The following is a 26,095-nucleotide window of genomic DNA, read 5'->3' as shown; positions in this document are numbered from 1 at the left end:
CGCTCGGTCCGATCATTTTTCGTCAGTTGGCAGTCGTGTCTTGGCCTTAGCGCTTCGTGCTTCGGATTGCGCAGATCGCCTGCAGGATTCGCTCGCTCGTCGCAGGGCCGTTCAATGGCGGATTCAGTTTGTACTGCGCCACACTGGCGATCGCGTCGCGAAGCGCAAAGAACACCGAAAAAGCCAGTAGCATGGGCGGCTCGCCTACCGCCTTGGAACGGAAGATGGTGTCCTCGGCGTTGCGGTTGTCGAACAGTTTGACGCGAAGGTCGTCAGGGCAATCATTGACCGCCGGGATCTTGTAGGTCGAAGGCGCATGAGTCATCAGTTTTCCGTCCTTGTTCCACCACAACTCTTCCATCGTCAGCCAGCCCATGGCCTGGATGAAGGCACCTTCGACCTGGCCAACATCGAGCGCCGGGTTGATGGACTTGCCAGCGTCATGCAGCAGGTCCGCGCGCAGTAACTTCCATTCACCGGTCAGGCTGTCGATCTGCACCTCGGATACCGCAGCGCCATAGCTGAAGTAGAAGAACGGTCTGCCTTTTAGTGTCTCTCGGTCCCAGTTCAATTTAGGGGTGGCGTAGAAACCATCGGACCAGAGCTGCACGCGACTCTCATACGCCGCTCTCACCAACGCAGGCCAACTGAGTTGATGCTCATGCAAGCGCGCTTGATTGTTGGCAAAACCCACGTCATCGAGCGAGCCGCCGTATCGGTCCACCAGCATCTGTGACAAGCGGACTTTAATTTGGCGCGCCGCATCCTGGGCGGCTTTGCCGTTCAGGTCAGTCCCGCTTGAGGCCGCGGTGGCTGAGGTGTTGGGTACCTTGCTGGTGTCCGTTGCGGTGGAGCGCACCCAACTCAGATCGATACCCAGCTCATTGGCGACTATCTGGGCGATCTTGGTATTGAGGCCTTGCCCCATCTCGGTTCCGCCGTGGTTCACAAGCACCGAACCGTCGGTATAGATATGAACCAGGGCGCCGGCCTGGTTGAAGTGGACGACGTTGAAAGAGATGCCGAATTTGAGTGGGGTCAGGGCAAGGCCTTTCTTGAGCACTTCATTGTCTCGATTGAAGGCCAGAACTGCCTCGCGTCGAGCCCGGTAGTCGCTGCTCTGCTCCAGCTCAGCCACTAACTCGTGGATGACGTTGTCTTCCACCGTCATGCCGTAGGGGGTAACGTTGCGCTCGAGCTTGCCATAGAAGTTGCGCTTGCGAACGTCCAGCGGGTCCAGACCCAGTTCGCGAGCAATGTCATCGATGATGTACTCGATGGCGATCGCGCCCTGTGGGCCGCCAAACCCGCGAAAGGCGGTGTTGGACTGGGTATTGGTTTTACCGGCCATGGAGCGGATGTCCACGTCACTGAGGAAGTAGGCATTGTCGACGTGACACAAGGCGCGGGTCGCCACCGGGCCGGACAGGTCCGTCGAAAAGCCTCCCCGCGAACACATTTCCACGGTCACGCCTCGAATCAAGCCGTCGGGCTCGAAACCTGCCTGGTATTGGTAGTTGAAACAGTGACGCTTGCCGGTGATCATCATGTCGTCGTCCCGGTCCAGGCGTACCTTGACCGGGCGCTTCAGCCGCGCGGCGGCCAAGGCGGCCATGCAGGCAAAAAGACCGGATTGCGACTCCTTGCCGCCGAATGCCCCTCCCATGCGCCGAATCTCCACCTTGACCTGGTGGTTGGGCAGATTCAGGCAATGGGAAATCAGGTTTTGCATTTCAGTCGGGTGCTGCGTGGAACACAGGACATGCATGCCGTTGTCTTCTTTGGGCATGGCATAGGATATGTGTCCTTCCAGGTAAAAGTGCTCCTGGCCGCCGATGGAAAACTCGCCCTTGAGTCTGTGCTCTGCCCCTCCAATCGCTTGCTCGGCTTCACCACGGCGCAGGTGCAGCGGCGGGAACAGGAAGGCGCCCTGTTCCTTCGCTTGCTCGGGGGTGAGTATTGCGGGCAACGTCTCGTACTCTATTTTTCCCAGTCGAGCCGCACGGCGTGCGGCGTGGTAGGTATCGGCGATAACGATAAAGATCGGCTGGCCGACGTACTGCACCAACCCATCGGCAAGTATCGGATCGTCGTGGACGATGGGGCCGCAATCGTTGGCTCCCGGTATATCCGTTGCAGTCAGGACCGCGACCACACCCGGCGCTGCGAGCACATCACCCAAGTCCATCGACAGGATTCGCGCGTGGGCCTGTTGGCTCAAGCCCAGTGCTGCGTAAAGGGTGCCCTGCAGTTCGGGGATGTCGTCGATGTAAGTCGCTTCGCCGCTGACATGCAGATGAGCAGACTCATGGGTAAAGGCGCGCCCGGCGGCGCCCTGGCTTAGTGGCTCGTTGGGGAGGCTGACAGGCTTGTTCATGGTTGCTCCTGAGCCACGGCAAAGACCCGGATACGTTCCTCGGGCAATGGCTGATGCTGGCGGGTTTCAAGATAGAAGCGATAGAGCAGGTTCTTCGCACACTGCTGCCGGTATTGCGCGCTGGCACGCATGTCGGAGAGTGGCTGGTAATCCTCATCAAGCGTGACCATGGCTTGTTCCAGCGTACCCTCGGTCCATGACTTGCCGATCAGCAGCTTCTCGCAATGGCTGGCTCGTTTGACCGTTGCTGCCATGCCGCCGTATGCCACGCGGCAATCAACGACGCATCCAGCGTTAAGGCGAATGGAAAATGCCGCACAGACGGCCGAGATGTCCGAGTCAAAACGCTTGGACAGTTTGTAGGTACGCATCTGCCAGTCCGCTACGGGTAGCGGAATCAGGAGTGCTTCAACAAGTTCGTCGGCGTGCATGTCTTTCTGCATGTAGCCGGTGTACAAATCCTCAAGTGCAAGGGTCCGACTTCCGGCAGGGCTATGCATAACCACCCTGGCGCCCAACGCAACCAGCGCCGGCATCGAATCGCCGATGGGCGAGCCATTGGCGACGTTGCCACCCAAGGTGCCCGCGTTGCGGATAGGTTTGGAGGCGAAGCGTTCCCAGAGCTCCTTGAGTTGCGGATAGAGCGCGACGATAGCGGCGAAGCTGTCAGTCAGCGATACACCGCAACCTATGCGTAAAAACTGCTGGTCGCGCTCGATTCGCTTAAGTTCCGGCACCTTGCCGATGGAAATGATGTCGCCAATCTCGCGAAACTGCTTGGTCGTCCACAAGCCAATATCGGTACACCCCGCAAGCAGGAGCGCGTCAGGGTATTGGGCACGCAGCCTGACCAGTTCTTGCAAACTGAGCGGTGCAAAAAAGTGTCGACCCTCATGTTCGTAAACGAGCGTCTGGTTACGCTTGAGCGCCTCCAGCTTCACTTTCAATGCCTCGCGTTCGAACCTTACGGGTGCCAGTTTGAACATTTGCTCACCGGCATCCAGGATCGGTCGGTAACCGGTGCAGCGGCACAGGTTGCCGGTCAACGTCGAACGTATAGCGTCTCGCCCCGGCGGTATGTCGCATTGCTCATGATCCAGGTAAAAACTCCACAGGGACATGACGAACCCGGGCGTGCAAAAGCCGCACTGCGATCCATGGCAATCGACCAGCGCTTGCTGCACCGGGTGCAACGCCCCGGCTTCCTGGCGCAGGTGCTCAACGGTAAATACAGCCTTGCCGTCCAGTGAGGGCATGAACTGGATGCATGCGTTTACTGTGCGCATCTGCAGTTCACCGTCCAACAATTCACCCACTACGACCGTGCAGGCGCCACAGTCTCCTTCGGCACAGCCTTCTTTGGTGCCGGTGAGGCAGCGATCTTCACGCAAGTGATTGAGCAGGCTGCGGGTGGTGTCGACACGCTCAAGCGATATCACTTCGCCGTTGAGCACGTACTGAATAACCCCCTGCCTGGAGGCGTTGTCATACTGAATGTTTTGCATGAAGGTTTCCTCGAGGTCAAACGCCATCCACTCGATCAAGCTCGTTGACGGAGACCCCGGCCTGGTCCAGCCAGGTTTTGCGACGTGCAAACAGGTCAGGAGCCGTTTCGTTGACTTGAGTGATCAGCGCGTCCAGGTCAGCGTTCTTGAGTTGCCCGTTTTCGACCACCACGCGGCCGGCGACCATTGTCATGTCCACGTCACCGCCTTGTACGGCGTGCACCAGGTTGTGGTGAAGGTTGGCCAGCGGGCCACGGGTGATCAGCGGCGTCATCCTCGGTGTGTCAACGCGTACTGCGATGATGTCGGCGGCTTTACCCACTTCTAGCGAGCCGATCTGCTTGTCCATGCCCAAGGCGCGCGCGCCATCGATCGTGGCCATGCGACACACGGACCAGGCATCCAGTGCTGATGCATTGAGGTTGGCGAATTTAGCCAGCAGCGAGGACACTTTCATCTCCTCGAACATGTCCAGGTTGTTGTTCTCTTTTTCGCCATCGGTGCCCAGGCCAACCGCAACGCCTGCTGCTAACAGCTTCTCAATCGGCGCGGCACCGGATGCCAGTTTCATGTTGCTGATCGGGTTGTGCGCCACACCGATATTGCGTTGCGCCATCAGTGCGATTTCCTGGTCGTCGACCCAGACACAATGGGCAAGCAGAACCTTGCTGGCATCAAGCAGGCCGAACTTCTCCAAGGCCTGGACTGGGCGCATTCCGTAGCGCCGGATGGTTTCCTCCACGTCGAAGCGGCTTTCGTTACTGTGGGTGTGGAAACCCACCTGATTGGCCTTGCAGATATCCGCGATGCGCTTCCAGGCCTGGGGAACGGCGTAGAACATGTGCTCCAGACCTACCCAAACGCTGATGCGGCCATTCGCCCCGCCGTGCCAGCGTTCGATCAAGGCCTCGTTGCCGTCGAGGGTCTCGAAGTAATCATGGTCCGGGTGTTCGGCAACATAGGGCACCAGCACTGCGCGAATACCCAACTCACTGGCTGCCTCTGCGCTGCCGTGCATGTAACGCCACATATCGACCATCGTGGTGGTGCCGGACATCAAAGCTTCGCTGTAGCAAAGCATGGAAGACAAACGCGCCTCACTGGGCAGCAGCACCCGGTGCATGGGGTCGATGTATTGCTGCAACCAATCCCACACCGGCAGGCCTTCGGCAGTACCTCGGAGCATGCCGGAGTGGCAATGGGTATTGACCAGCCCTGGCATCAACAGTCGATCGGTCAGGCGGCGTATCGGGGCCAAGGGGTGGCGAGCGAGCAGATCTTGCGCAGGACCGACATCGGCGATCAGGCCGTCCTTGACCAATACTGCGCCGTCTTCGATCACGGTGTTGAGGGCGTCCATAGTGAGGACGAGGTCGGCCCTGATGAGTTCACAAGTCATCGTACTTAACCTTTCTAAAGTTTATTTTGGTTGTGCTGTTGTTCAGCTATCGCTGAGGGCGGCGGTGCGGGTCGCCGCTGCTTCGGCGTCGTCGGACTTGCCGATTCCGTTGAACAGAATGTTGAGGGTCAATGCGCTGCAAACAGTCAGGACGATCCCGCTTTCGGTGAAAACCCGGCTCCAGTCGGGCAAATGGTGAAAGTAGTGAGGCGAGACCATCGGAATCATGCCGATGCCCACACTCGTGGCCACGACCAGGAGGTTGTGGCGCGACCGTTCGAAGTCGACGGTGGAAAGAATGCGCACGCCCATTAGCGTGACCATGCCGAACATCACCATGCCGGCGGCACCGAGTACGTATTGGGGCGTGGAGGCGACGATGTAGGCTAGCTTTGGAAAAAGTCCCAGTCCGATCAGAATCATCGCACCGGCTATGCACACGAAGCGGCTCTTGACCCCGGTCATGGTCACCAGGCCAATGTTTTGCGAGAAAGAGGTATAGGGGAATGCGTTGAACACCCCGCCGAGAACGGCACCCAGACCATCGGAACGAAGGCCGCGCACTAACCTTTCGCGAGTGGTCGGGCGGTCTACCATCTTGCCCAGCGCAAGAAACATCCCCGTCGACTCGACCATGGTGACCAGCATGACCAGGCACATCGAAATGATTGCGACCAGATCAAATTTGGGCATGCCAAACGCAAAGGGTGAAATCGTCGAGAACCACGGCGTTTCATTGATGCCATCAAGCACGATATCGCCGCGAAAGAACGCAATGAAAAAGCCGACCAAGACCCCCAGGAGCACTGCGATATTGGCAATGAAGCCTTTTGCGAAGCGGTTGATACCCAGGATCAGGATCAACTGTAAAAGTGAAATGCCCAGGTAAACCGGATTGCCGTAATCCGGATTGGCGCTGCCATCGGCAAGTACCGGGTGCCCCCCGGCTGACCAGTCGATCCCGACACGCATCAGACTGATGCCGATAACCAACAGGACCGTGCCAGTCACCACCGGTGGAAAAAAACGTAGCAATCGTCCCATGACCGGGGCAAAGAGAATGCCGAAGATACCGGATACGATGATTGCACCGTAGACGCCTGGCAGCCCCAGGGAGGGGTTCAGGGCAATAGCGATCATCGGCGTTACCGATGCGAAGGTCACGCCCATCATGATCGGGAGTTGAATGCCGAAAAACCTGTTTCCTGCGCATTGCACGAGTGTCGCCAGGCCAGCGGCAAACAAGTCAGCGTTGATGATAAGGGTCAATTGGTCTTTGGGGAGTTGCAGTGCAGCGCCGAGAATCAGCGGCACGATGATGCATGCCGAATACATCACCAGTACATGCTGAAAGCCAAATATCACGGTTTGAGCCAGCGGTAGCCGCTGATCCACAGGGTGCACAGCATTAGTCATTGTCCTCTCCTGGTTGTTAGTGTCGAGGCAGCGATGGGATAGGTTATTGTTGTGGTTATCCGGTAACGCAGGGCCAAAATGCGCCCCGTTATTGCCGTTGTAAAAATGGGATCTATTGATTTTTTTTATGGTGCATCTATGAGGTTGTCTCTGGAGCAACTGGCCGCATTTTCTGAGGTCGCCAGTGAGCGCTCTTTCTCGGCCGCAGCGCGCAAACTGGGAAAATCGCAGTCAGCCGTGAGCATTTCCGTTGCGAACCTTGAGATCGACCTGGGCGTCACGCTGTTCGATCGCAGCCACCGCTATCCCCAGTTGACGACGGAGGGGCGTGCGTTGTTGCGCGACGCCGAGGCCATTCTTGGTCAGTGTTTCAACATGGAGAACCGCGCAAGTAGCTTGGCCGAGGAGCTGGAAACCGAGTTGGTGATCAGCATTGACGATGCCATCCCCTATCAGGCGCTCGCACCCGTCATGCAGGAGTTTTCCAGACACTTCACCCATGTCGACCTGACCGTGCTGCATCCATCGAGGCAGGATGCACTTGGCATGATCGAGGAGAAAAAAGTGTTGTTGGGCCTGATGTGTACTCGCTCGCATTATCCAAAGAACCTGCAGTTCAAACGGCTTGGCAGCATCACGTTCGGCAACTTCGTGTGCCGGGATCACCCGTTGACCCAAATGCAACCTGTCAGCTTCAACCAGTTGAGCAACTTCCGGCAGTTGGTCTACCTGCCTTTTCAGGACAGGCTACCCACCAGCGAGTACCTCAATTCGCCCAACCATTGGCGGGTCGATAGCTATCTCACACTGATGAACATGCTGCGCGAGGGGATGGGTTGGGCCATCGTACCCAAGCAACTCATGCAGGACCTTAATCCCGATGGGCAGCTGGTCGAGCTGGAACTGGATGCCTATCCGTTTACAGACTGGACGGTGGGAGTCGATTTGGTGTGGTCGTCGCTTTTGCGTTCGGGAAAAGCGGGCACATGGCTGCGTGAAACTCTCGGTCGGACATCGATCACGACTGGCAAGACGTGAGCGGTGGACACTACTGGGTGGTGTCAAACCCACAGCAGGAGCGTGATGTCCGGGACGTGTGTTCCAGGTTTGTTTTAGGCTTTTCAGGGCATTTTGTAGGGGCTTGTTACTACCATCGTCGAATGGTTCTATAGGGCCGGCCCGGCTAAAACGGTGTCATACAAAAACAACTATTCCACCGAGGTAAGAAAGATGAGTGCGGCTTCTCTGTATCCCGTTCGTCCCGAGGTCCTGGCTAACACGCTGACTGACGAGGCGACCTACAAGGCCATGTACCAGCAGTCGGTCGTCAACCCGGACGGCTTCTGGCGCGAGCAAGCCAAGCGCCTCGACTGGATCAAACCTTTCACCACGGTGAAGCAGACGTCCTTCGACGATCACCATGTCGACATCAAATGGTTCGCCGACGGCACCCTGAACGTTTCCTACAACTGCCTCGACCGTCATCTGGCCGAGCGCGGCGATCAAGTCGCGATCATTTGGGAAGGGGATGACCCTTGCGAAAGCCGCAACATCACCTACCGCGAACTGCACGAACAAGTCTGCAAGTTCGCCAACGCCTTGCGCGGCCAGGATGTGCACCGCGGTGACGTGGTGACTATCTATATGCCGATGATCCCCGAAGCCGTGGTCGCCATGCTGGCCTGCACCCGGATCGGCGCGATTCACTCGGTGGTATTCGGTGGTTTCTCGCCGGAAGCCTTGGCCGGTCGCATCATCGACTGCAAATCAAAAGTGGTGATCACCGCAGACGAAGGCATTCGTGCCGGCAAGAAGATCCCGCTCAAGGCCAACGTCGACGACGCGCTGACCAACCCGGAAACCAGCAGCATTCAGAAAGTCATCGTGTGCCAGCGCACCGGCGGCGACATCAAGTGGAACCAGCATCGCGACATCTGGTACGAAGACCTGATGAAAGTGGCCGGCACTGTCTGCGCGCCGAAAGAGATGGGCGCCGAAGAAGCGCTGTTCATCCTTTACACCTCCGGTTCGACCGGCAAGCCGAAGGGCGTGCAGCACACCACTGGCGGTTACCTGCTGTATGCGGCGATGACCCACGAGCGCGTGTTCGACTACCGTCCGGGTGAAGTCTACTGGTGCACCGCCGACGTCGGTTGGGTCACCGGTCACACTTACATCGTCTACGGCCCGTTGGCCAATGGCGCGACCACGCTGCTGTTCGAAGGCGTGCCGAACTACCCGGACATCACCCGGGTGGCGAAGATCGTCGACAAGCACAAGGTCAACATCCTCTACACCGCGCCGACCGCGATCCGCGCGATGATGGCGTCGGGCACCGCTGCCGTTGAAGGCGCGGATGGCAGCAGCCTGCGTCTGTTGGGTTCGGTTGGTGAGCCGATCAATCCGGAAGCGTGGGATTGGTACTACAAGAACGTCGGACAATCCCGTTGCCCGATTGTCGATACCTGGTGGCAGACCGAAACCGGCGCAACCTTGATGAGCCCGTTGCCGGGTGCCCACGGCCTCAAGCCGGGTTCGGCGGCGCGTCCGTTCTTTGGCGTGGTGCCGGCCTTGGTCGATAACCTGGGCAACATTATCGAAGGCGTTGCCGAGGGCAACCTGGTGATTCTCGATTCGTGGCCGGGTCAGGCGCGCACGCTGTACGGTGACCATGACCGTTTCGTTGATACCTACTTCAAGACGTTCCGCGGCATGTATTTCACCGGTGACGGTGCGCGTCGTGATGCGGATGGTTACTACTGGATCACCGGTCGCGTGGATGACGTGCTCAACGTCTCCGGCCACCGCATGGGCACTGCCGAAATTGAAAGTGCGATGGTCGCTCACCCGAAAGTCGCCGAAGCGGCGGTGGTCGGTGTGCCGCACGACATCAAGGGGCAGGGCATTTATGTCTACGTCACCCTGAACGGCGGCGAAGAGCCGAGCGAGCAGCTGCGCCTGGAACTGAAAAATTGGGTGCGTAAGGAGATCGGTCCGATTGCTTCGCCGGATGTGATCCAGTGGGCGCCGGGGCTGCCGAAAACCCGTTCGGGCAAGATCATGCGCCGGATTCTGCGCAAGATTGCGACGGCTGAATACGATGGGTTGGGGGATATTTCCACCCTGGCCGATCCGGGTGTGGTGCAGCATTTGATTGATACGCACAAGACCATGAATGTTGCTTAAGTAGCGGGTCTTGGGTCATTGAAACCCTGCCGGGTGGTGAGCCTGGTGGGGTTTTTTATTGTCTGGGTTTTTGTGTTGGCAGTTCTGGCCCCTTCGCGAGCAAGCTCGCTCCCACAGGGGATTTGCGGTGCGTGCGGAATCGGCGTGGCAACCCGATCAAATGTGGGAGCGGGCTTGCCCGCGAAGGCGGCCTGTCAGGCATCCCATAAACAACAGCCAATAATTATCGGCTTCAGTTGTAGGCCCTTTCCCACTGTTACCCATCCCCCTTCAAGTAACTGAATGTGTAACCGCTCGCGCCAATCCGGGGCATTGGGAAACGCCAAACCCCATTCCCGCGCCTCCTCAGCACCCTATGAAAAATAAGACATAACGCCAAGCTTGCCGGATTTGCTGGCTTTGCCAATAATAGGCCCGCAATTTGCAACATGGATCGGTTCACTGTCTTTTGCTCTTGCATGATTTTGCAGGAGTGTCAACGCGCTCAAGCGGCTTTCTCGGTGCTTCTGTAATTAGTTGTCGCATTGAAGAAATATCGACTTCGGGCCTGTCGTTAGAATGCCGATCACTCGCTCGTTGTGGCTCGCGTTGAAAAAAGCGCGCGATTCCTACAGCGCTGCATCGCTTTGTGGTTGTACTCACTCGCATATTGGGCTGTCGCTCACTCTGCCGTTTTTGCCCTTTACCGATGGAGTCCCAAAGATGAAGAAACTCGTGCTGCTTGGCGCCCTGGCACTGTCCGTGCTGTCCCTGCCAACCTTCGCCGATGAAAAGCCTCTGAAAATTGGCATCGAAGCGGCTTACCCTCCGTTTGCATCCAAAGCGCCGGACGGCAGCATCGTGGGTTTCGACTACGACATCGGCAACGCCCTGTGCGAGCAGATGCAGGTCAAGTGTGTGTGGGTCGAGCAAGAGTTCGACGGTTTGATCCCGGCACTCAAAGTGCGCAAGATCGACGCGATCCTGTCGTCCATGTCGATCACTGAAGACCGCAAGAAGTCTGTCGACTTCACCAACAAGTACTACAACACCCCGGCTCGCCTGGTCATGAAGGCCGGCACTCAAGTCAGCGAAGGCCTGACTGAATTGAAGGGCAAGAACATCGGCGTGCAACGTGGTTCGATCCACGAGCGTTTCGCCCGTGAAGTCCTGGCCCCGCTGGGTGCCGAGGTCAAGCCTTACGGTTCGCAGAACGAAATTTACCTCGACGTGGCCGCTGGCCGCCTCGATGGCACCGTGGCAGACGCTACGCTGTTGAACGACGGCTTCTTGAAAACCGACTCCGGCAAAGGTTTCGCGTTCGTAGGTCCAGCGTTCACCGACGTCAAATACTTCGGCGACGGCGTGGGTATCGCAGTTCGCAAGGACGACAAGGCCGATCTGGACAAACTCAACGCTGCCATCGCCGCCATTCGTGAGAACGGCAAGTACAAGCAAATCCAGGACAAGTACTTCGACTTCGACATTTACGGCAAGTAAATACGTCGTAACGAAAAGTCCGAAATGGCGCAAGCAACAGGATCTCTGAGGTTTGCGCCATTTTTTCATCCCAACTTTCGAGGACCTGAATCATGTTGAAAGGCTACGGGGCTGTCATCCTCGATGGCGCATGGCTGACGCTTCAGCTCGCCTTGTCGTCCATGGTCCTGGCCATCGTTCTGGGGCTGATCGGCGTTGCGCTGCGTCTGTCGCCGATTCGCTGGCTGGCCTGGCTGGGCGATCTGTATTCCACGGTGATCCGCGGTATTCCCGATCTGGTGCTGATCCTGCTGATTTTCTACGGCGGCCAGGACCTGCTCAACCGCGTCGCACCGCTGCTGGGCTTTAACGATTACATCGACCTGAACCCGCTGGCCGCCGGTATCGGCACCCTGGGTTTCATCTTCGGTGCGTACCTGTCGGAAACCTTCCGCGGCGCCTTCATGGCGATCCCGAAGGGGCAGGCAGAAGCGGGCATGGCGTACGGCATGAGCAGTTTTCAGGTGTTCTTCCGGGTATTGGTGCCGCAGATGATTCGCCTGGCGATTCCGGGCTTTACCAATAACTGGCTGGTATTGACCAAAGCTACTGCGCTGATTTCCGTGGTGGGGCTGCAAGACATGATGTTCAAGGCCAAGCAGGCGGCAGATGCCACCCGCGAGCCTTTCACCTTCTTCCTCGCAGTGGCAGCGATGTACCTGGTAATCACCAGTGTCTCGTTGCTGGCATTGCGTCACCTTGAGAAGCGCTACTCGGTAGGCGTAAGGGCGGCTGATCTATGATCTTCGACTACAACGTCATTTGGGAGGCTTTGCCGCTGTACCTCGGCGGCTTGGTGACTACCCTCAAATTGCTCGCGCTGTCGCTGTTTTTCGGCCTGCTGTGCGCATTGCCATTGGGCCTGATGCGCGTCTCGAAGAACGCGGCCGTCAACATGACGGCGTGGCTCTACACCTACGTGATCCGCGGCACGCCGATGCTGGTGCAGCTGTTTTTGATCTACTACGGGTTGGCGCAATTCGAAGCGGTACGTGAAAGTTTCCTCTGGCCGTGGCTGTCCAGCGCAACGTTCTGTGCGTGCCTGGCCTTTGCGATCAACACCAGCGCCTACACCGCTGAAATCATCGCCGGCAGCCTGCGTGCCACGCCGAACGGCGAGATCGAAGCGGCCAAGGCCATGGGCATGTCGCGCTACAAAATGTACAAGCGCATCCTGTTGCCATCGGCCCTGCGCCGGGCGCTGCCGCAGTACAGCAACGAAGTGATCATGATGCTGCAGACTACCAGTCTGGCGTCAATCGTGACCCTGATCGACATCACCGGTGCCGCGCGCACGGTCAACGCCCAGTTCTACCTGCCGTTCGAGGCGTACATCACGGCTGGCGTGTTCTACCTGTGCCTGACCTTCATTCTGGTGAAACTGTTCAAAATGGCCGAGCGCCGCTGGCTGGGCTACCTGGCCCCGCGGAAGCACTGATATGGAACGCATCGATCATGCATTGCCGTGGAGCCACCTGGGCAGCGAACGCCAGATTTCGGTATTCCGTTTCGGCACTGGCGAACGCAAGGCCTATATCCAGGCCAGCCTGCACGCCGACGAACTGCCGGGGATGCGCACGGCCTGGGAGCTGAAAAAGCGCCTGGCCGAGCTCGAAGCCCAAGGCTTGCTCAACGGTGTGATCGAATTGGTGCCGGTGGCCAATCCACTGGGCCTAGGGCAACTGTTGCAGGGTAATCATCAAGGACGTTTCGAGGCGGGTAGCGGCAAGAATTTCAACCGCGATTTCGTCGAGTTGAGCGCGCCGGTTGCGTCTGCGCTGGCAGGGCGTCTCGGTGATGATCCGCACGCCAACATCCGTTTGATCCGCCAGGCCATGAGCGATGCGTTCGCTGCATTGCCGCCGGCCGCGAGTCAGTTGCAAGGCATGCAGCGCATCTTGCTCAGCCACGCTTGCACCGCCGATGTTGTGCTGGATTTGCACTGCGATGCCGAAGCGGCGCTGCACATGTACGCCTTACCGCAGCACTGGCCGCAGTGGCGTTCGCTGGCCGCGCATTTGAATGTGAGGGTCGGTCTGCTGGCGGAAGATTCCGGCGGCAGTTCCTTCGACGAAGCCTGCTCGCTGCCGTGGTTGCGTCTGTCGCGTCTTTTCCCTGATGCACAGATTCCGTTGGCCTGCCTGGCGACTACCATTGAATTAGGTGGTCAGGCCGATACCGGTCGACTTGAGTCTGAGGCTCACGCCGAAGGCATTCTGGCGTACCTCGCCGAGCAAGGCTTGATCAGCGGCGAATGGCCAAAACCTGCGCAAGAAGCGTGCGAAGGCTTGCCGTTTGAAGGCACAGAATTGCTGTTTGCACCGCACCCTGGTGTGGTGAGTTTTCTGCGTAAACCCGGTGAGTGGATCGAAGCCGGTGACGAGATTTTTGAAGTGATCGATCCGTTGTCGGATCGGGTCAGCACGGTGTGTGCTGGTACGTCCGGGGTGCTGTTTGCCATTGAACGGCTGCGTTATGCCCAACCCGGTTTCTGGCTGGCCAAGGTGGCGGGGCGCGAAGCGCTGCGTCACGGGCGCTTGCTCAACGACTGACTGACTGTTTTTGTGAGAACCGACCGCATGTACAAACTTGAAGTCCAAGACCTGCATAAACGCTATGGCAGTCACGAAGTGCTCAAGGGCGTGTCCCTGAAAGCGGCGGCTGGCGATGTGATCAGCATCATCGGCTCCAGTGGCTCCGGCAAAAGTACCTTCCTGCGCTGCATCAACCTGCTGGAGCAGCCGCACGCGGGCAAGATTCTGCTCAACAATGAAGAGCTGAAACTGGTCGCCAACAAGGACGGCGCGCTGAAGGCGGCCGACCCGAAACAGCTGCAGCGTATGCGTTCGCGCCTGTCGATGGTGTTCCAGCATTTCAACCTGTGGTCGCACATGACTGCGTTGGAAAACATCATGGAAGCGCCGGTTCACGTGCTGGGCATGTCCAAGGCCGAAGCCCGAGACAAGGCCGAGCACTATCTGAACAAAGTAGGCGTGGGTCACCGCAAAGACGCCTACCCGGGCCACATGTCCGGCGGCGAGCAGCAGCGCGTGGCGATTGCCCGTGCGCTGGCGATGGAACCTGAGGTGATGCTGTTCGACGAACCGACCTCGGCACTCGACCCGGAACTGGTCGGCGACGTGCTGAAAGTCATGCAGGCTCTGGCTCAGGAAGGCCGGACCATGGTGGTGGTGACGCACGAAATGGGCTTTGCCCGTGAAGTGTCGAACCAGTTGGTGTTCCTGCACAAAGGTGTCGTTGAAGAAAGTGGCAACCCGCGTGAGGTGCTGGTCAATCCCCAGTCCGAACGTCTGCAACAATTCCTCTCGGGCAGCCTGAAGTAATCGCTCCCGTTACGCACCAAATTAGGTCATGCTGCGCACCGTGCGCCAGATGGTCTAATTTGGTTGCAGCCGCTTTCGGCTTCTAACACTGTTCTTGTTTCGGATTGCCCGCCATGACTGCCCATCGAATTGGTTTCCTGATTTGGCCCAGCACTAAAGCACTGACGCTTGCGCTGGCTGAGGAGGCCTTGCGTGTTGCCCAGCGTGTGCACCCGGACGTGGTTTACGAACTGTCGTTTTTGCAGGCCGAACCGCCGACCGAAGGCGCCTGGCAATTGCCCGGTGAGCCGTGGGCTGGCAAGCTCGAAAACTTTCAGAAGCTGTTTCTGCTCGCCGATGAGCCTCCGACCACACTCGCGCCGGCGCTCAGCAGTGCGTTGAAACAACTGGTGCGGGCCGGTTGTGTGATTGGCGGTTTGTCGGCCGGTGTCTACCCGCTGGCGCAATTGGGTTTGCTCGACGGCTATCGCGCTGCCGTGCATTGGCGCTGGCAGGACGATTTCGCCGAACGCTTTCCGAAAGTCATCGCCACCAGTCATTTGTTCGATTGGGATCGCGATCGCCTGACCGCGTGTGGCGGCCTGTCGGTACTCGACTTGCTGTTGGCTGTATTGGCCCGTGATCACGGCGCCGAACTCGCTGGCGCCGTGTCCGAAGAACTGGTGGTTGAACGCATCCGCGAAGGCGGCGAGCGTCAACGCATTCCGCTGCAAAATCGCCTCGGTTCCAGCCATCCGAAGCTCACCCAGGCGGTGTTGCTGATGGAAGCCAACATCGAAGAACCGCTGACCACCGACGAAATCGCCCAGCATGTGTGCGTGTCCCGTCGGCAGTTGGAGCGGATCTTCAAGCAATACCTCAATCGTGTGCCGAGCCAGTACTACCTGGAGTTACGCCTGAACAAGGCCCGGCAAATGTTGATGCAAACCAGCAAGTCGATCATCCAGATCGGCCTGTCGTGTGGCTTCTCATCGGGGCCGCACTTCTCCAGCGCCTACCGTAATTTCTTCGGCGCCACGCCGCGGGAAGATCGCAACCAGCGGCGCAGCAGCAGCCCGTTCGAATTATCGTCAGTGCCGCCCGAGCGCGGCTGAGTTACTCGTCGATCTCGGAACCCTCAGAGGTGGAAATTTCCATTTCACCTCGATTGATGACTTCGTCCACGCCGAAATCTGCTCCTGTACGTTCGTAGTAACTGATCAGCCGTAACAGGCTTTCCTCCGATAACGGGTTGCCTCGCAACGTAATGTTTTCTGCCGTTTCCACTGGCAGTTCCATCAAGTCGCTGGGCATTTCGGTGATCGCATTGGTGCTCAGGTCTACCCAGTCCAGATCAGTCAGTTGCAGCAGGCCGTTTGGTATTTCGGTGATGCCGGTGTTATCAAGCAGGAGGGTCGCCAGGTCCTTCATCTGGCTGAGATCAACGTTTTGTCCCAACGGGTTGGAGCCCAGGTCGAGGTAGTCGAGCTGTTCCATTCCGGCCAATGCGTTTGCCGATTCTGCTGACAGTCTGATGCGGCAAGCAGGAAGTGAAAGGGATCGTAATTGGCCCATGTTGAACACGGCATCTGGAACGTTGCCCAGCGTGCAATCGCGCAGCCTCAGGCTTTTGAGGTTAGGGAAGGACTCCAGGAAGCGACCGATAGAGGTCGCGCCATCGGCACTTCGAATATCCAGCGCTGAAACATGACCGAAGTCTGCATTCAGTGTGGGTAATTGTCCGTTGATGACCGAGCGGGTAGTCAGTTCGTAGGTGGGCGTTATACCGTCGTTGAAATCATCCTGTTCGGATTCGTGCTGCCAGCATTGCTCCAGCGTTTGCTTGAACTCTTCGCGGTTGACTTGTTCGGCAAAGAGTTCGGCGGCGCTGAAAGGCTGGCCCGTCAGCGGGTGTCGGGCCGGGAGGTCGGCGGTCCATGCGGACAAATCGGTTCTCAAGCGTGTCAGCTCCTCTTCCAGGCGCGCCAGTTCTGCCCGGCCATCCTCCAGAGTGCCCGGCAACTCGTAGACAAATTCACTCGCTTGCTCGACTTCCATGCCTGGGTACAGCGTCCTGACGCGATCAATATCCGCCTCGGGTGCGTAGACGCCCATGTCATAAGCGCTTTCGAAGTGATGTTGTTTGACAAGTTCCCGTGAGCGGTTGGAAATCGGGTTGTGCGTAAGGTGCACACCGCGTTTTTCGTACAGCGGACTCTCGAACAACTCGACGGGCAACTCACCGATCTTGTTGTTCATCAGCAAGAGGGTATCGAGTTTTGGATGCTGCAGGGTTCCGGTCGGGATGGTGGTCAGATGGGTATCGCTTAGATCAAGGTGAACCAGCTCGTTCATCGAGTCGATGCGAGGTACGATTTCGAACGGGTTTTTGTACAGGTCCAGCATGACCAGTTTGTTCAAAGCAGTCAGTTTCGACCACGTGGCAGTGTTCATCCTGATCCCGCAATTACTTAACACCAGCGCATCGAGGTTCGGCATTCGGGTGATGGCCTCGGGGAGGGTGGTCAAGGCGAAACGGCGTAGTTCCAGGCGGCGAAGCCCACTAAATCGGTTCAGGAACTCCGATACACCCTGCGCAGCATGATTGCCTTCCAGAGAAAGCAGCGACACATGATTGAAGTCGGCGGTCAGTGTCGGCAAGTCGCCCAGGATCGGCTCTGCAAACCTCAGTACATACTGCTCGCTGCCATCGGGCGCATCGAAATCGTGCTCGGACTGGCGGCGCCAACTGCGCTGGATTTCCTGGGCAAGCTGAGTGCGATTACGGCGCGCGACCTCGCGGTCCAGATCGCTCAGTGCTAGTCGGGTTTGCGGGTGGACGGTCGGTGCGTCGTTTATCCAGCGCCCCAGATCCTGGTGCAGACGGGCCAACTCGTTTGTCAGTCTTGAAAGTTCTACGCGGGCGCCACTGGGGTGACGCTGCAGCATGAGGACCATGGACTGGATTTCGTCCACGGAGAGGCTTGGGTAAACCTCGCGCACCCTATCGTTGAGCGTTGGAGCTGCGGGACCAATGCGCGGGTAACCTTCCACACCTCCGGGCAGGCGCATGGTCGTTGGATCATAGAAGGGTTTTCGATGAGGGTTTTTCGCAAAGAGTGCACGAAGCTGTGGGCGGTCCAGAGCCTGTGCGGCAATGCGCCGTTTGAGCATTTGTCCTTCCCCGACGGAAAAGCCCAGTGTGGTGCGCTCTTTATCCGGCAGCGTCTGAAGGAGGGCCTGATAAAAGTCGCCAGAGAACAGCGGCGTTTGGCTGTCATCCAGCACCTGGTAAATGCCCTCTTCGTTGCGCACCAGCGTTTTTCGAATCGATGCGTCGACGGGGCCAATGCTGTCGCGCATGATCCCGTTATGGACAAAGTCCCGCACCTCGATGCGCACGTTGGCAGGCCATTCGGGTAGCAAATCCAGACTGTGCAAAGCCAGGGTGTGGGTGTCTGCAGTCGCCAGGGCATCAGAGAAAAGCCCTTCATACGCTCGGGATGCGCGCACAGCCTCCAGAGCTTTTCTTGCGACGTCTTTCAGGCGCTGAGGTGTGGTTCCGTTGTGCAATTGCCTCAGTTCGTTGCCCGACGCATTGCTCGCCAGCTCCAGAGCGATATCGGTGGGTAATCCCTCAAAGTCGGCAAGCAGCTGTTGGGTCGGCAGATCTGCAGTCTTTTCCTGTTCGCGATAGCGAAGCTCGAACAGCGACTTGCGGTAGTTTCGGGCGATGTCCGCGGTCTGCTTTCGAAAAGCTTGTGTCTGGGCTCCCGGTTCCGACAGGGCGGTATCGACAGGCCATGAGTCGAACCGGGTCAGCAACTGATGTTGCATGAGCGGATCAGCCTTGCGGTATTGCTCAGGTTGGTCGCTGCCAATCTGTTCGATAAACGTCTGAATATCCCGGTCGATCCTGAAACGCTTGATCGTGTCGGTCAGCAGCGATGGCGGGCGATGGTTTTCGACATGGGTTTCTCGCAGCACGTTGTCGTGAAAACCGCTGATTCGCAGAATCTGCTCTCGCTCGACACTGGAGAACCGTTCGACACTGCGCCCAAGACGCCGCATGACGGTTTCCCGGTCCCAATGAAGGGGTTGTTCCAGTTCTGTTTGCCAGGCGCCATGACCGTTGTGCTGCAATGATGGCTTATAACTGTCGACGCGGCTTGGGTGTTCAATCTGAAACTGACCGGTATCGCGAGTTGGCCGTACGGCATACAGCTTTCCTTCAAGAGGCAGAAGCGTTTTGCCCTCGTGGCGGTACAGGCCCAGGAGATCGGGGTTTTTCTCTGCCGGCAGTTCGATGGTTTGTTCGTACGGCGCCAGATCCGGCCTCCAGTATTTGGTTTTGCCCGCTGGTGTGGGTACGGGTTTTAGTGGCGCAATAAGTGCCGTCGTTTCGCGGGATAGGAGGCGACTGAAGGTGCCGGCGGCGATCGCGCCGCCCACCGCGAAGGTTCCCACTTGCACCGCCGTTTCGACGATGCCGATCAGGTGCTCGAACGCTTCTTTTTTCAGCCCTTGCGCCCAGTCAGTGATCCCTTCAAAGGTCTCGTCGAGTAGCTGGTAGGCCATATAGGCCAGCATCAACTCACCCAGAAACGGCACAAAGGGCAGGGCAACGAACGTCGCCACTTCAAGGATCGTGGAGGCGATTTTGCTGAACGCGTCCCACAGTGCCCATCGCGCAGTTTGATCGGCACGAGCGGTGGAAACGGCGAGTGTGCTCGCGTCGTTGATGATTTTGTTCAGTTGTCGCTGGTACAGGTGATTCCACAGGCTCGCTCTGAACGGTGCCATCGAAAATTGCAGATTGGGCTTGTCGATGGGCGTTTCGCGCCAGCTCGGCAACGGGTCGCCGTGAGCGTGTTGATGCCAGGTAACGGTTTGCAGGCGGCTGTTGAGATCGGCGAAAAAGTGCCCCCGTGCGGCGTGATCGACGAAGCGGCTAAAGAATGTTTGATACGTCGGCGAGCGAAGCTTGCGGGTCAGTTCGGTCATGAACGCCACGGTATCGGGGTACTGCTTGAGCGGATGCTCCGGATCATCCGGAATGTAGGCAATGATGCGGGTTGCCTTCGTTGCCCGGCCAGAATTGACGCCAAAGATGACGATGCCGGTCAGCGATGAAGACATCATCGTCAGGTCGTGACACTGGAGGGGATAACCATCCAGTGGTATCGCTGCCTGGCCCGTCAGCATACGAGCGATCGCGTTGTAGGCGTCGTCTTGAATATCCTGGCGCGCGTGGGCCAGTTGCAATGCCGACCGCAGAGCGGCTTTATTCGTACTGAAGACTTGCGGTTTCAAAGTGGCGCCGGCCACCGGGTTGGTCAACCCCAGATTGTCTTTGAGATAGACGTGGTACTTGCCACCGATGTCCAGCTCCCGGCACAACCGGGTAAAACCCTGAACCGTGATTTTCCGTGAGACGTCCGCAAGGGTCTCGAATTGGCCTGTGGGTGACGGTGCGGTGATGAAGGTTGAGGCGGGCTCGTAAGCCTCTGCCTCGGTCTCTGACTCTTGAAAGTTGTGTAGCGCGGCATCGAGCAGCGATACCGTCCAGGTGCGGGCGGCGCCTGTCTTGATTGAAAACCACGGCGTGGTCTGAGGGATATACAGCCGCAGAAAGGTGGTTTTGACGTCCACTTCCAGCTCGAATCGGGTTTTCAGGGCCGGGGCCAGAATCGACTCGGCAAAATCCCGAGCGTTTTGCAGCCTTGCCAGCTTCGAGCCCAAACGATTTCGATGGGTCCAGTGTGTCTGGGTTGAGGTTTTCAACGCTTGATGTTGCAGGTGTGTAGCGGTGTCGTGCCATTGAGGCTTTTCAAGGTTGGCGTTCTTCAGCGCGTTACGTGTCTCGGCCGATGACTCCAGTACCCACGCAGGCAGGTTTTGGTAAATGTGATGGAAGTGGGTGTCCGGTTGCGTACCGAGCTCAAAATCGTCTTGATTCATGCGCTAGTCCCTTAGCGTTTGGTTTGAGCTCAAGCAAAACAGACGACGATGCACCGCGTGCGGTACATATTTACCGCACTGTTCATCAAGCCTGCCTATAACCTGTGCCGGCGGTTTAAACTGCGCCTTTGCGACGCTATATGTCGCATTGCCGTAAACCCGGCTGAAACCGGGGTTTGCGCTATAAGAAGTTGTCGCTTGGCGGCAAGGCCGGGCTGAAAACTGTCCTTACAATCCTCACCAAGCTCGCCAGTTTCAGGCGAGTGTTCCTCTTCAGGAGACTCCGATGTCCGTTGAGCACGCTGCGGTACAACGCGCCGATTTCGACCAGGTAATGGTTCCCAACTACGCGCCTGCCGCTTTCATCCCTGTGCGTGGTGCCGGTTCCCGCGTCTGGGACCAGTCTGGCCGCGAGCTGATCGACTTCGCCGGCGGGATTGCCGTTAACGTATTGGGCCACGCACACCCTGCGCTGGTCGGTGCCTTGACCGAACAAGCGAACAAGCTGTGGCACGTGTCCAACGTGTTCACCAATGAGCCGGCGCTGCGCCTGGCACATAAGCTGATCGACGCCACTTTTGCCGAGCGCGTGTTCTTCTGTAACTCCGGTGCCGAAGCCAACGAGGCCGCATTCAAGCTGGCCCGTCGCGTCGCCTTCGACCGTTACGGCAGCGAGAAGTACGAAATCATCGCCGCGCTGAACAGCTTCCACGGCCGTACCCTGTTCACCGTGAACGTCGGTGGCCAGTCGAAGTACTCCGACGGTTTCGGTCCGAAAATCACCGGCATCACCCACGTGCCGTACAACGATCTGGCGGCTTTGAAAGCGGCCATTTCCGACAAGACCTGCGCGGTGGTGCTGGAACCGATCCAGGGCGAAGGCGGCGTATTGCCGGCCGAACTGGCTTACCTGCAAGGCGCCCGCGAACTGTGCAGCGAGCACAACGCGCTGTTGGTGTTCGACGAAGTGCAAACCGGCATGGGCCGCAGCGGCAAGCTGTTCGCCTATCAGCATTACGGCGTGACTCCGGACATCCTGACCAGTGCCAAGAGCCTGGGCGGTGGTTTCCCGATCGCAGCCATGCTGACCACCGAAGACCTGGCCAAACACCTGGTTGTCGGTACTCACGGCACTACCTATGGCGGTAACCCGCTGGCGTGCGCTGTCGCTGAAGCTGTGATCGACGTGATCAACACCCCTGAAGTGCTGGCCGGCGTCAACGCCAAGCACGACAAGTTCAAGGCGCGCCTGGAGCAGATCGGCGAGAAGTACGGCCTGTTCACTCAGGTCCGTGGCCTTGGTCTGCTAATCGGTTGCGTGCTGAGCGAGGCGTGGAAGGGCAAGGCAAAAGACATCTTCAACGCCGCCGAACGTGAAGGCCTGATGATTCTGCAAGCCGGCCCGGACGTGATTCGCTTCGCGCCAAGCCTGGTGGTTGAAGACGCCGATATCGATGCCGGTCTGGACCGCTTCGAACGTGCAGCTGCAAAACTGACGCAAGCCTGATAGGCCCTTCGACGCCTGATCATTCAGGCGTCGAACCAATTTTTATGCCAGACCCGCTCTCCTGTAGGAGCGAGGCTTGCCCGCGAAGTGGGCGTGTCAGCCACCGCCATCATCGGCTGACACAACGCCTTCGCGGGCAAGCCTCGCTCCTACAAGGGGCCGGTTTATTTTCCTCAAAGAGTTTTTCGAGAAAGGAGTGACACCATGCTGGTGATGCGCCCCGCGCAAATGGCTGATCTGGGCGAGGTACAGCGTCTGGCTGCGGATAGCCCGATTGGTGTCACTTCCTTGCCGGATGACGTGGAACGCCTGAGCGACAAGATCGCCGCAAGCGAAGCGTCGTTTGCCGCCGAAGTCAGCTTCAATGGTGAAGAAAGCTATTTCTTCGTCCTCGAAGACACGGCCACCGGCAAACTGGCCGGTTGCTCGGCAATCGTGGCCTCGGCGGGTTATTCCGAGCCGTTCTACAGCTTCCGTAATGAAACCTTTGTGCACGCTTCACGCGAGCTGAAGATTCATAACAAGATTCACGTGCTCTCCCAGTGCCACGACCTGACCGGCAACAGCCTGCTGACCAGTTTCTACGTGCAGCGCGAGCTGGTGGGGTCACCTTGGGCCGAGCTCAACTCCCGTGGTCGCTTGCTGTTTGTGGCCAGCCATCCGGAGCGCTTTGCCGATTCCGTGGTGACCGAGATCGTGGGCTACAGCGATGAAAACGGTGACTCGCCATTCTGGGATGCCATCGGCCGCAACTTTTTCGACCTCAACTACGCTGAAGCCGAACGTCTGTGCGGTCTGAAGAGCCGCACGTTCCTGGCCGAACTGATGCCGCATTACCCGATCTATGTGCCGCTGCTGCCGGACTCCGCTCAAGAGGCGATGGGCCAGGTGCATCCACGGGCGCAGATCACCTTCGACATCCTGATGCGCGAAGGTTTTGAAACCGATCACTACATCGACATTTTCGACGGCGGCCCGACCTTGCACGCACGTGTGACGGGGATCCGTTCGATCGCCCAGAGCCGCGTCGTGCCGGTGAAAATCGGTGAACCGGTCAAAGGTGCCGGTCGCCAGTACTTGGTGGCCAATGCCCAGTTGCAGGATTACCGCGCCGTGTTGCTTGAGCTCGATTACGCACCAGGCAAGCCAGTGACCCTGGATCTGGAAGCGGCCGAAGCCTTGGGCGTCGGTGAAGGCGCCAGCGTGCGCCTGGTGGCGGTTTAACGCCGGCTTTGATTTCCAGAAAGAAACACCTGGAAAGCAGCGAAATTTCACGGGTGGCGCAAGCGGCCCGTTTGAGGAGATAGCATGATCGTTCGTCCCGTACGTAGCAGCGATTTACCCGCTCTGATCGACCTGGCCCGCAGCACCGGCACCGGCCTGACCACTTTGCCGGCCAACGAAGAGCGTCTGGCCCATCGGGTCGGCTGGGCCGAGAAGACCTTTCGCGGCGAAGCCGGGCGCGCTGATGCGGATTACCTGTTCGTACTCGAAGACGACACTGGCCGTGTGGTGGGCATTTCCGCAATCGCTGGTGCGGTCGGCCTGCGTGAGCCTTGGTACAACTTCCGGGTCGGCCTGACGGTCAGCGCTTCGCAAGAGCTGAACATCTACCGCGAGATCCCGACGCTGTTCCTGGCCAATGACCTGACGGGTAACTCTGAGTTGTGCTCATTGTTCCTGCACGCCGATTACCGCACCGGTCTCAATGGCCGCATGCTGGCCAAGGCGCGGATGCTGTTTATCGCCGAGTTCCCGCAACTGTTTGGCAACAAGATCATCGCCGAAATGCGGGGTGTGTCCGACGAAGCCGGGCGCTCGCCGTTTTGGGAAAGCCTGGGCCGTCACTTTTTCAAGATGGAGTTCAGCCAGGCCGATTACCTGACCGGCGTGGGCAACAAGGCGTTCATCGCCGAACTGATGCCGAAGTTTCCGCTGTACACCTGCTTCCTGTCGCCCGACGCGCGCAACGTCATCGGCCAGGTTCACCCGGATACCGAGCCGGCGCTGGCCATGCTCAAGAGCGAAGGTTTCAGCTATCAGGGCTACGTCGACATCTTCGACGCCGGCCCGGCCGTTGAGTGCGAAACCGGCAAGATCCGCGCGGTACGTGACAGCGAGGCGCTGGTGTTGGCCATCGGCACGCCAGGTGACGACGCTACGCCTTTCCTGATTCACAACCGCAAGCGCGAAGACTGCCGAATCACTGCCGCGCCAGCACGCCTCGCTGCCGGCACGCTGGTGGTTGATCCGTTGACCGCCAAACGTCTTCAACTCAACGCTGGCGATCAGGTGCGCGCCGTTTCGTTGTCTGCTGCTCGGGAGTCGAAATAATGAATTCGCTATACATCGCAGGTGAATGGCTGGCCGGCCAGGGCGAAGCCTTCCAGTCGCTGAATCCGGTGACCCAGCAAGTGCTGTGGTCCGGCGAAGGCGCTACGGCGGCTCAGGTTGAATCCGCCGTGCAAGCCGCACGTCAGGCATTCCCGGGCTGGGCCCGACGTACGCTGGACGAGCGCATTGCCGTGCTTGAAGCTTTTGCCGCGGCACTGAAAAGCAAGGCTGACGAGCTGGCGCACTGCATCGGAGAGGAAACCGGCAAACCTTTGTGGGAATCGGCGACTGAAGTGACCAGCATGGTCAACAAGATTGCGATTTCGGTGCAGAGCTACCGCGAACGTACCGGCGAGAAGAGTGGCCCTCTGGGCGACGCCACTGCGGTACTGCGTCACAAGCCACATGGCGTGGTGGCGGTGTTCGGTCCTTACAATTTCCCTGGCCACTTGCCGAACGGTCACATCGTGCCAGCGCTACTGGCCGGTAACAGCGTGTTGTTCAAGCCGAGCGAACTGACCCCGAAAGTCGCTGAGCTGACGGTTAAATGCTGGATCGAAGCCGGTCTGCCAGCGGGCGTGTTGAACCTGCTGCAAGGCGCTCGCGAAACCGGAATCGCCCTGGCGGCGAACCCGGGCATCGACGGCCTGTTCTTCACCGGCTCCAGCCGCACCGGCAATCACTTGCATCAGCAATTCGCTGGTCGTCCAGACAAGATCCTTGCGCTGGAAATGGGCGGCAACAACCCGCTGGTGGTCGACGAAGTGGCGGACCTCGATGCCGCCGTTTACACCATTATCCAGTCGGCTTTCATTTCTGCCGGTCAGCGTTGCACCTGTGCTCGCCGTCTGCTGGTGCCGCAGGGTACCTGGGGCGACACGCTGCTGGCGCGTCTGGTGGCGGTCTGCGCGACGATTGAAGTCGGTGCGTTTGATCAGCAACCGGCGCCGTTCATGGGTTCGGTCATCTCCCTGGGCGCTGCGAAAGCGCTGATGGATGCGCAAGAACACTTGCTGGCCAATGGCGCCGTGGCCTTGCTGGAGATGACCCAGCCTCAGGTGCAAGCCGCGTTGCTGACCCCCGGTATTCTGGACGTGTCAGCCGTAGCTGATCGCCCTGACGAAGAGCTGTTCGGCCCGTTGCTGCAAGTGATCCGCTACGCTGATTTTGAAGCGGCGATCGTCGAAGCCAACGACACCGACTATGGCCTGGCGGCTGGTTTGCTATCGGATTCCGAAGCGCGTTATCAGCAGTTCTGGCTGGAAAGCCGCGCCGGTATCGTCAACTGGAACAAGCAACTGACCGGTGCGGCGAGCAGCGCGCCCTTCGGCGGCGTCGGCGCCTCGGGCAACCATCGCGCAAGTGCCTACTACGCAGCGGATTACTGCGCGTACCCGGTGGCCTCGCTGGAAACCCCGAGCCTGGTGTTGCCTGCAGCTCTCACGCCTGGCGTGAAGATGGCGTAACGCCCAATCGCGGGCAAGCCCGCTCCCACAGTGATTGAGTGAATCACAATATTTGTGAACACCTCCGAACCTGTGGGAGCCGGGCTTGCCCGCGAAGGCCGCG

General features: G+C 58.6%; 17 protein-coding genes. 12 read left to right on the top strand and 5 right to left on the bottom strand.

Annotated features, from left to right (window positions below; translation table 11 throughout):
* Positions 1 to 46 precede the first annotated feature (46 nt).
* Genes xdhB through AC3ISI_RS21970 form a run of 4 tightly spaced genes read right to left on the bottom strand, consistent with a single transcriptional unit; the run spans position 47 to position 6,697 of the window.
* Entirely contained in the window at positions 47 to 2,377 is a 2,331-nt protein-coding gene (gene xdhB / locus AC3ISI_RS21985; protein ID WP_489333776.1) for a xanthine dehydrogenase molybdopterin binding subunit, read from the bottom strand.
* On the bottom strand, positions 2,374 to 3,882 hold the full coding sequence (gene xdhA / locus AC3ISI_RS21980) for a xanthine dehydrogenase small subunit (RefSeq protein ID WP_489333775.1): 1,509 nt from the start codon (positions 3,880 to 3,882) through the stop codon (positions 2,374 to 2,376). The genes xdhB and xdhA overlap by 4 nt, the downstream gene beginning before the upstream one ends.
* Positions 3,883 to 3,898: 16 nt before the next feature.
* Positions 3,899 to 5,281, bottom strand: a complete 1,383-nt coding sequence (locus AC3ISI_RS21975) for an amidohydrolase family protein (RefSeq protein WP_489333774.1) — start codon at positions 5,279 to 5,281, stop codon at positions 3,899 to 3,901.
* Positions 5,282 to 5,323: 42 nt separating this feature from the next.
* Positions 5,324 to 6,697, bottom strand: coding sequence for a nucleobase:cation symporter-2 family protein (locus tag AC3ISI_RS21970; protein ID WP_489333773.1), 1,374 nt, complete (start codon positions 6,695 to 6,697; stop codon positions 5,324 to 5,326).
* 78 nt (positions 6,698 to 6,775) lie between these two features.
* Here AC3ISI_RS21970 and AC3ISI_RS21965 point away from each other — a divergent pair, with 78 nt between their 5' ends.
* From AC3ISI_RS21965 to argR, 8 genes are all read left to right on the top strand, one after another.
* Positions 6,776 to 7,735, top strand: coding sequence for a LysR family transcriptional regulator (locus tag AC3ISI_RS21965; RefSeq protein WP_489333772.1), 960 nt, complete (start codon positions 6,776 to 6,778; stop codon positions 7,733 to 7,735).
* A 192-nt stretch (positions 7,736 to 7,927) separates the two neighbouring features.
* Positions 7,928 to 9,883, top strand: coding sequence for an acetate--CoA ligase (acs, locus tag AC3ISI_RS21960; protein WP_489333771.1), 1,956 nt, complete (start codon positions 7,928 to 7,930; stop codon positions 9,881 to 9,883).
* A 702-nt stretch (positions 9,884 to 10,585) separates the two neighbouring features.
* Positions 10,586 to 11,362: an ABC transporter substrate-binding protein gene (locus tag AC3ISI_RS21955; protein ID WP_489333770.1), complete on the top strand. Its 777-nt coding sequence runs from the start codon at positions 10,586 to 10,588 to the stop codon at positions 11,360 to 11,362.
* 92 nt (positions 11,363 to 11,454) lie between these two features.
* Positions 11,455 to 12,144: an ABC transporter permease gene (locus tag AC3ISI_RS21950; protein ID WP_027923922.1), complete on the top strand. Its 690-nt coding sequence runs from the start codon at positions 11,455 to 11,457 to the stop codon at positions 12,142 to 12,144.
* Complete coding sequence (locus AC3ISI_RS21945) at positions 12,141 to 12,839, top strand: ABC transporter permease (RefSeq protein WP_489333769.1); 699 nt, start codon at positions 12,141 to 12,143, stop codon at positions 12,837 to 12,839. Before AC3ISI_RS21950 ends, AC3ISI_RS21945 begins: the two co-directional genes overlap by 4 nt.
* Before the next feature lies 1 nt (position 12,840).
* Positions 12,841 to 13,953, top strand: coding sequence for a M14 family metallopeptidase (locus AC3ISI_RS21940; RefSeq protein ID WP_489333768.1), 1,113 nt, complete (start codon positions 12,841 to 12,843; stop codon positions 13,951 to 13,953).
* A gap of 27 nt (positions 13,954 to 13,980) precedes the next feature.
* Entirely contained in the window at positions 13,981 to 14,745 is a 765-nt protein-coding gene (locus AC3ISI_RS21935) for an ABC transporter ATP-binding protein (protein WP_489333767.1), read from the top strand.
* Between the two features lie 113 nt (positions 14,746 to 14,858).
* Positions 14,859 to 15,839: a transcriptional regulator ArgR gene (argR, locus tag AC3ISI_RS21930; RefSeq protein WP_489333766.1), complete on the top strand. Its 981-nt coding sequence runs from the start codon at positions 14,859 to 14,861 to the stop codon at positions 15,837 to 15,839.
* A 1-nt stretch (position 15,840) separates the two neighbouring features.
* On the opposite strand, the gene AC3ISI_RS21925 is transcribed toward argR, so the two are convergent.
* The gene (locus AC3ISI_RS21925; protein WP_489333764.1) at positions 15,841 to 20,685 is read right to left on the bottom strand and encodes a dermonecrotic toxin domain-containing protein; all 4,845 of its coding nucleotides are present in this window, start codon (positions 20,683 to 20,685) and stop codon (positions 15,841 to 15,843) included.
* A 286-nt stretch (positions 20,686 to 20,971) separates the two neighbouring features.
* On the opposite strand from AC3ISI_RS21925, the gene AC3ISI_RS21920 reads away from it, so the two are divergent.
* The 4 genes from AC3ISI_RS21920 (at position 20,972) to astD (ending at position 25,992) form a co-directional block, all read left to right on the top strand.
* Complete coding sequence (locus AC3ISI_RS21920; RefSeq protein WP_489333763.1) at positions 20,972 to 22,192, top strand: aspartate aminotransferase family protein; 1,221 nt, start codon at positions 20,972 to 20,974, stop codon at positions 22,190 to 22,192.
* Between the two features lie 204 nt (positions 22,193 to 22,396).
* Positions 22,397 to 23,416: an arginine/ornithine succinyltransferase subunit alpha gene (gene aruF, locus AC3ISI_RS21915; protein WP_489333762.1), complete on the top strand. Its 1,020-nt coding sequence runs from the start codon at positions 22,397 to 22,399 to the stop codon at positions 23,414 to 23,416.
* 84 nt (positions 23,417 to 23,500) lie between these two features.
* Positions 23,501 to 24,526, top strand: coding sequence for an arginine N-succinyltransferase (gene astA, locus AC3ISI_RS21910; RefSeq protein ID WP_489333761.1), 1,026 nt, complete (start codon positions 23,501 to 23,503; stop codon positions 24,524 to 24,526).
* Positions 24,523 to 25,992: a succinylglutamate-semialdehyde dehydrogenase gene (gene astD / locus AC3ISI_RS21905; protein ID WP_489337768.1), complete on the top strand. Its 1,470-nt coding sequence runs from the start codon at positions 24,523 to 24,525 to the stop codon at positions 25,990 to 25,992. Before astA ends, astD begins: the two co-directional genes overlap by 4 nt.
* Positions 25,993 to 26,095 lie beyond the last annotated feature (103 nt).

The sequence above is a fragment of the Pseudomonas sp. GL_139_B genome, from assembly GCF_057834475.1.
This window is presented reverse-complemented; position numbering and strand designations above follow the sequence as displayed.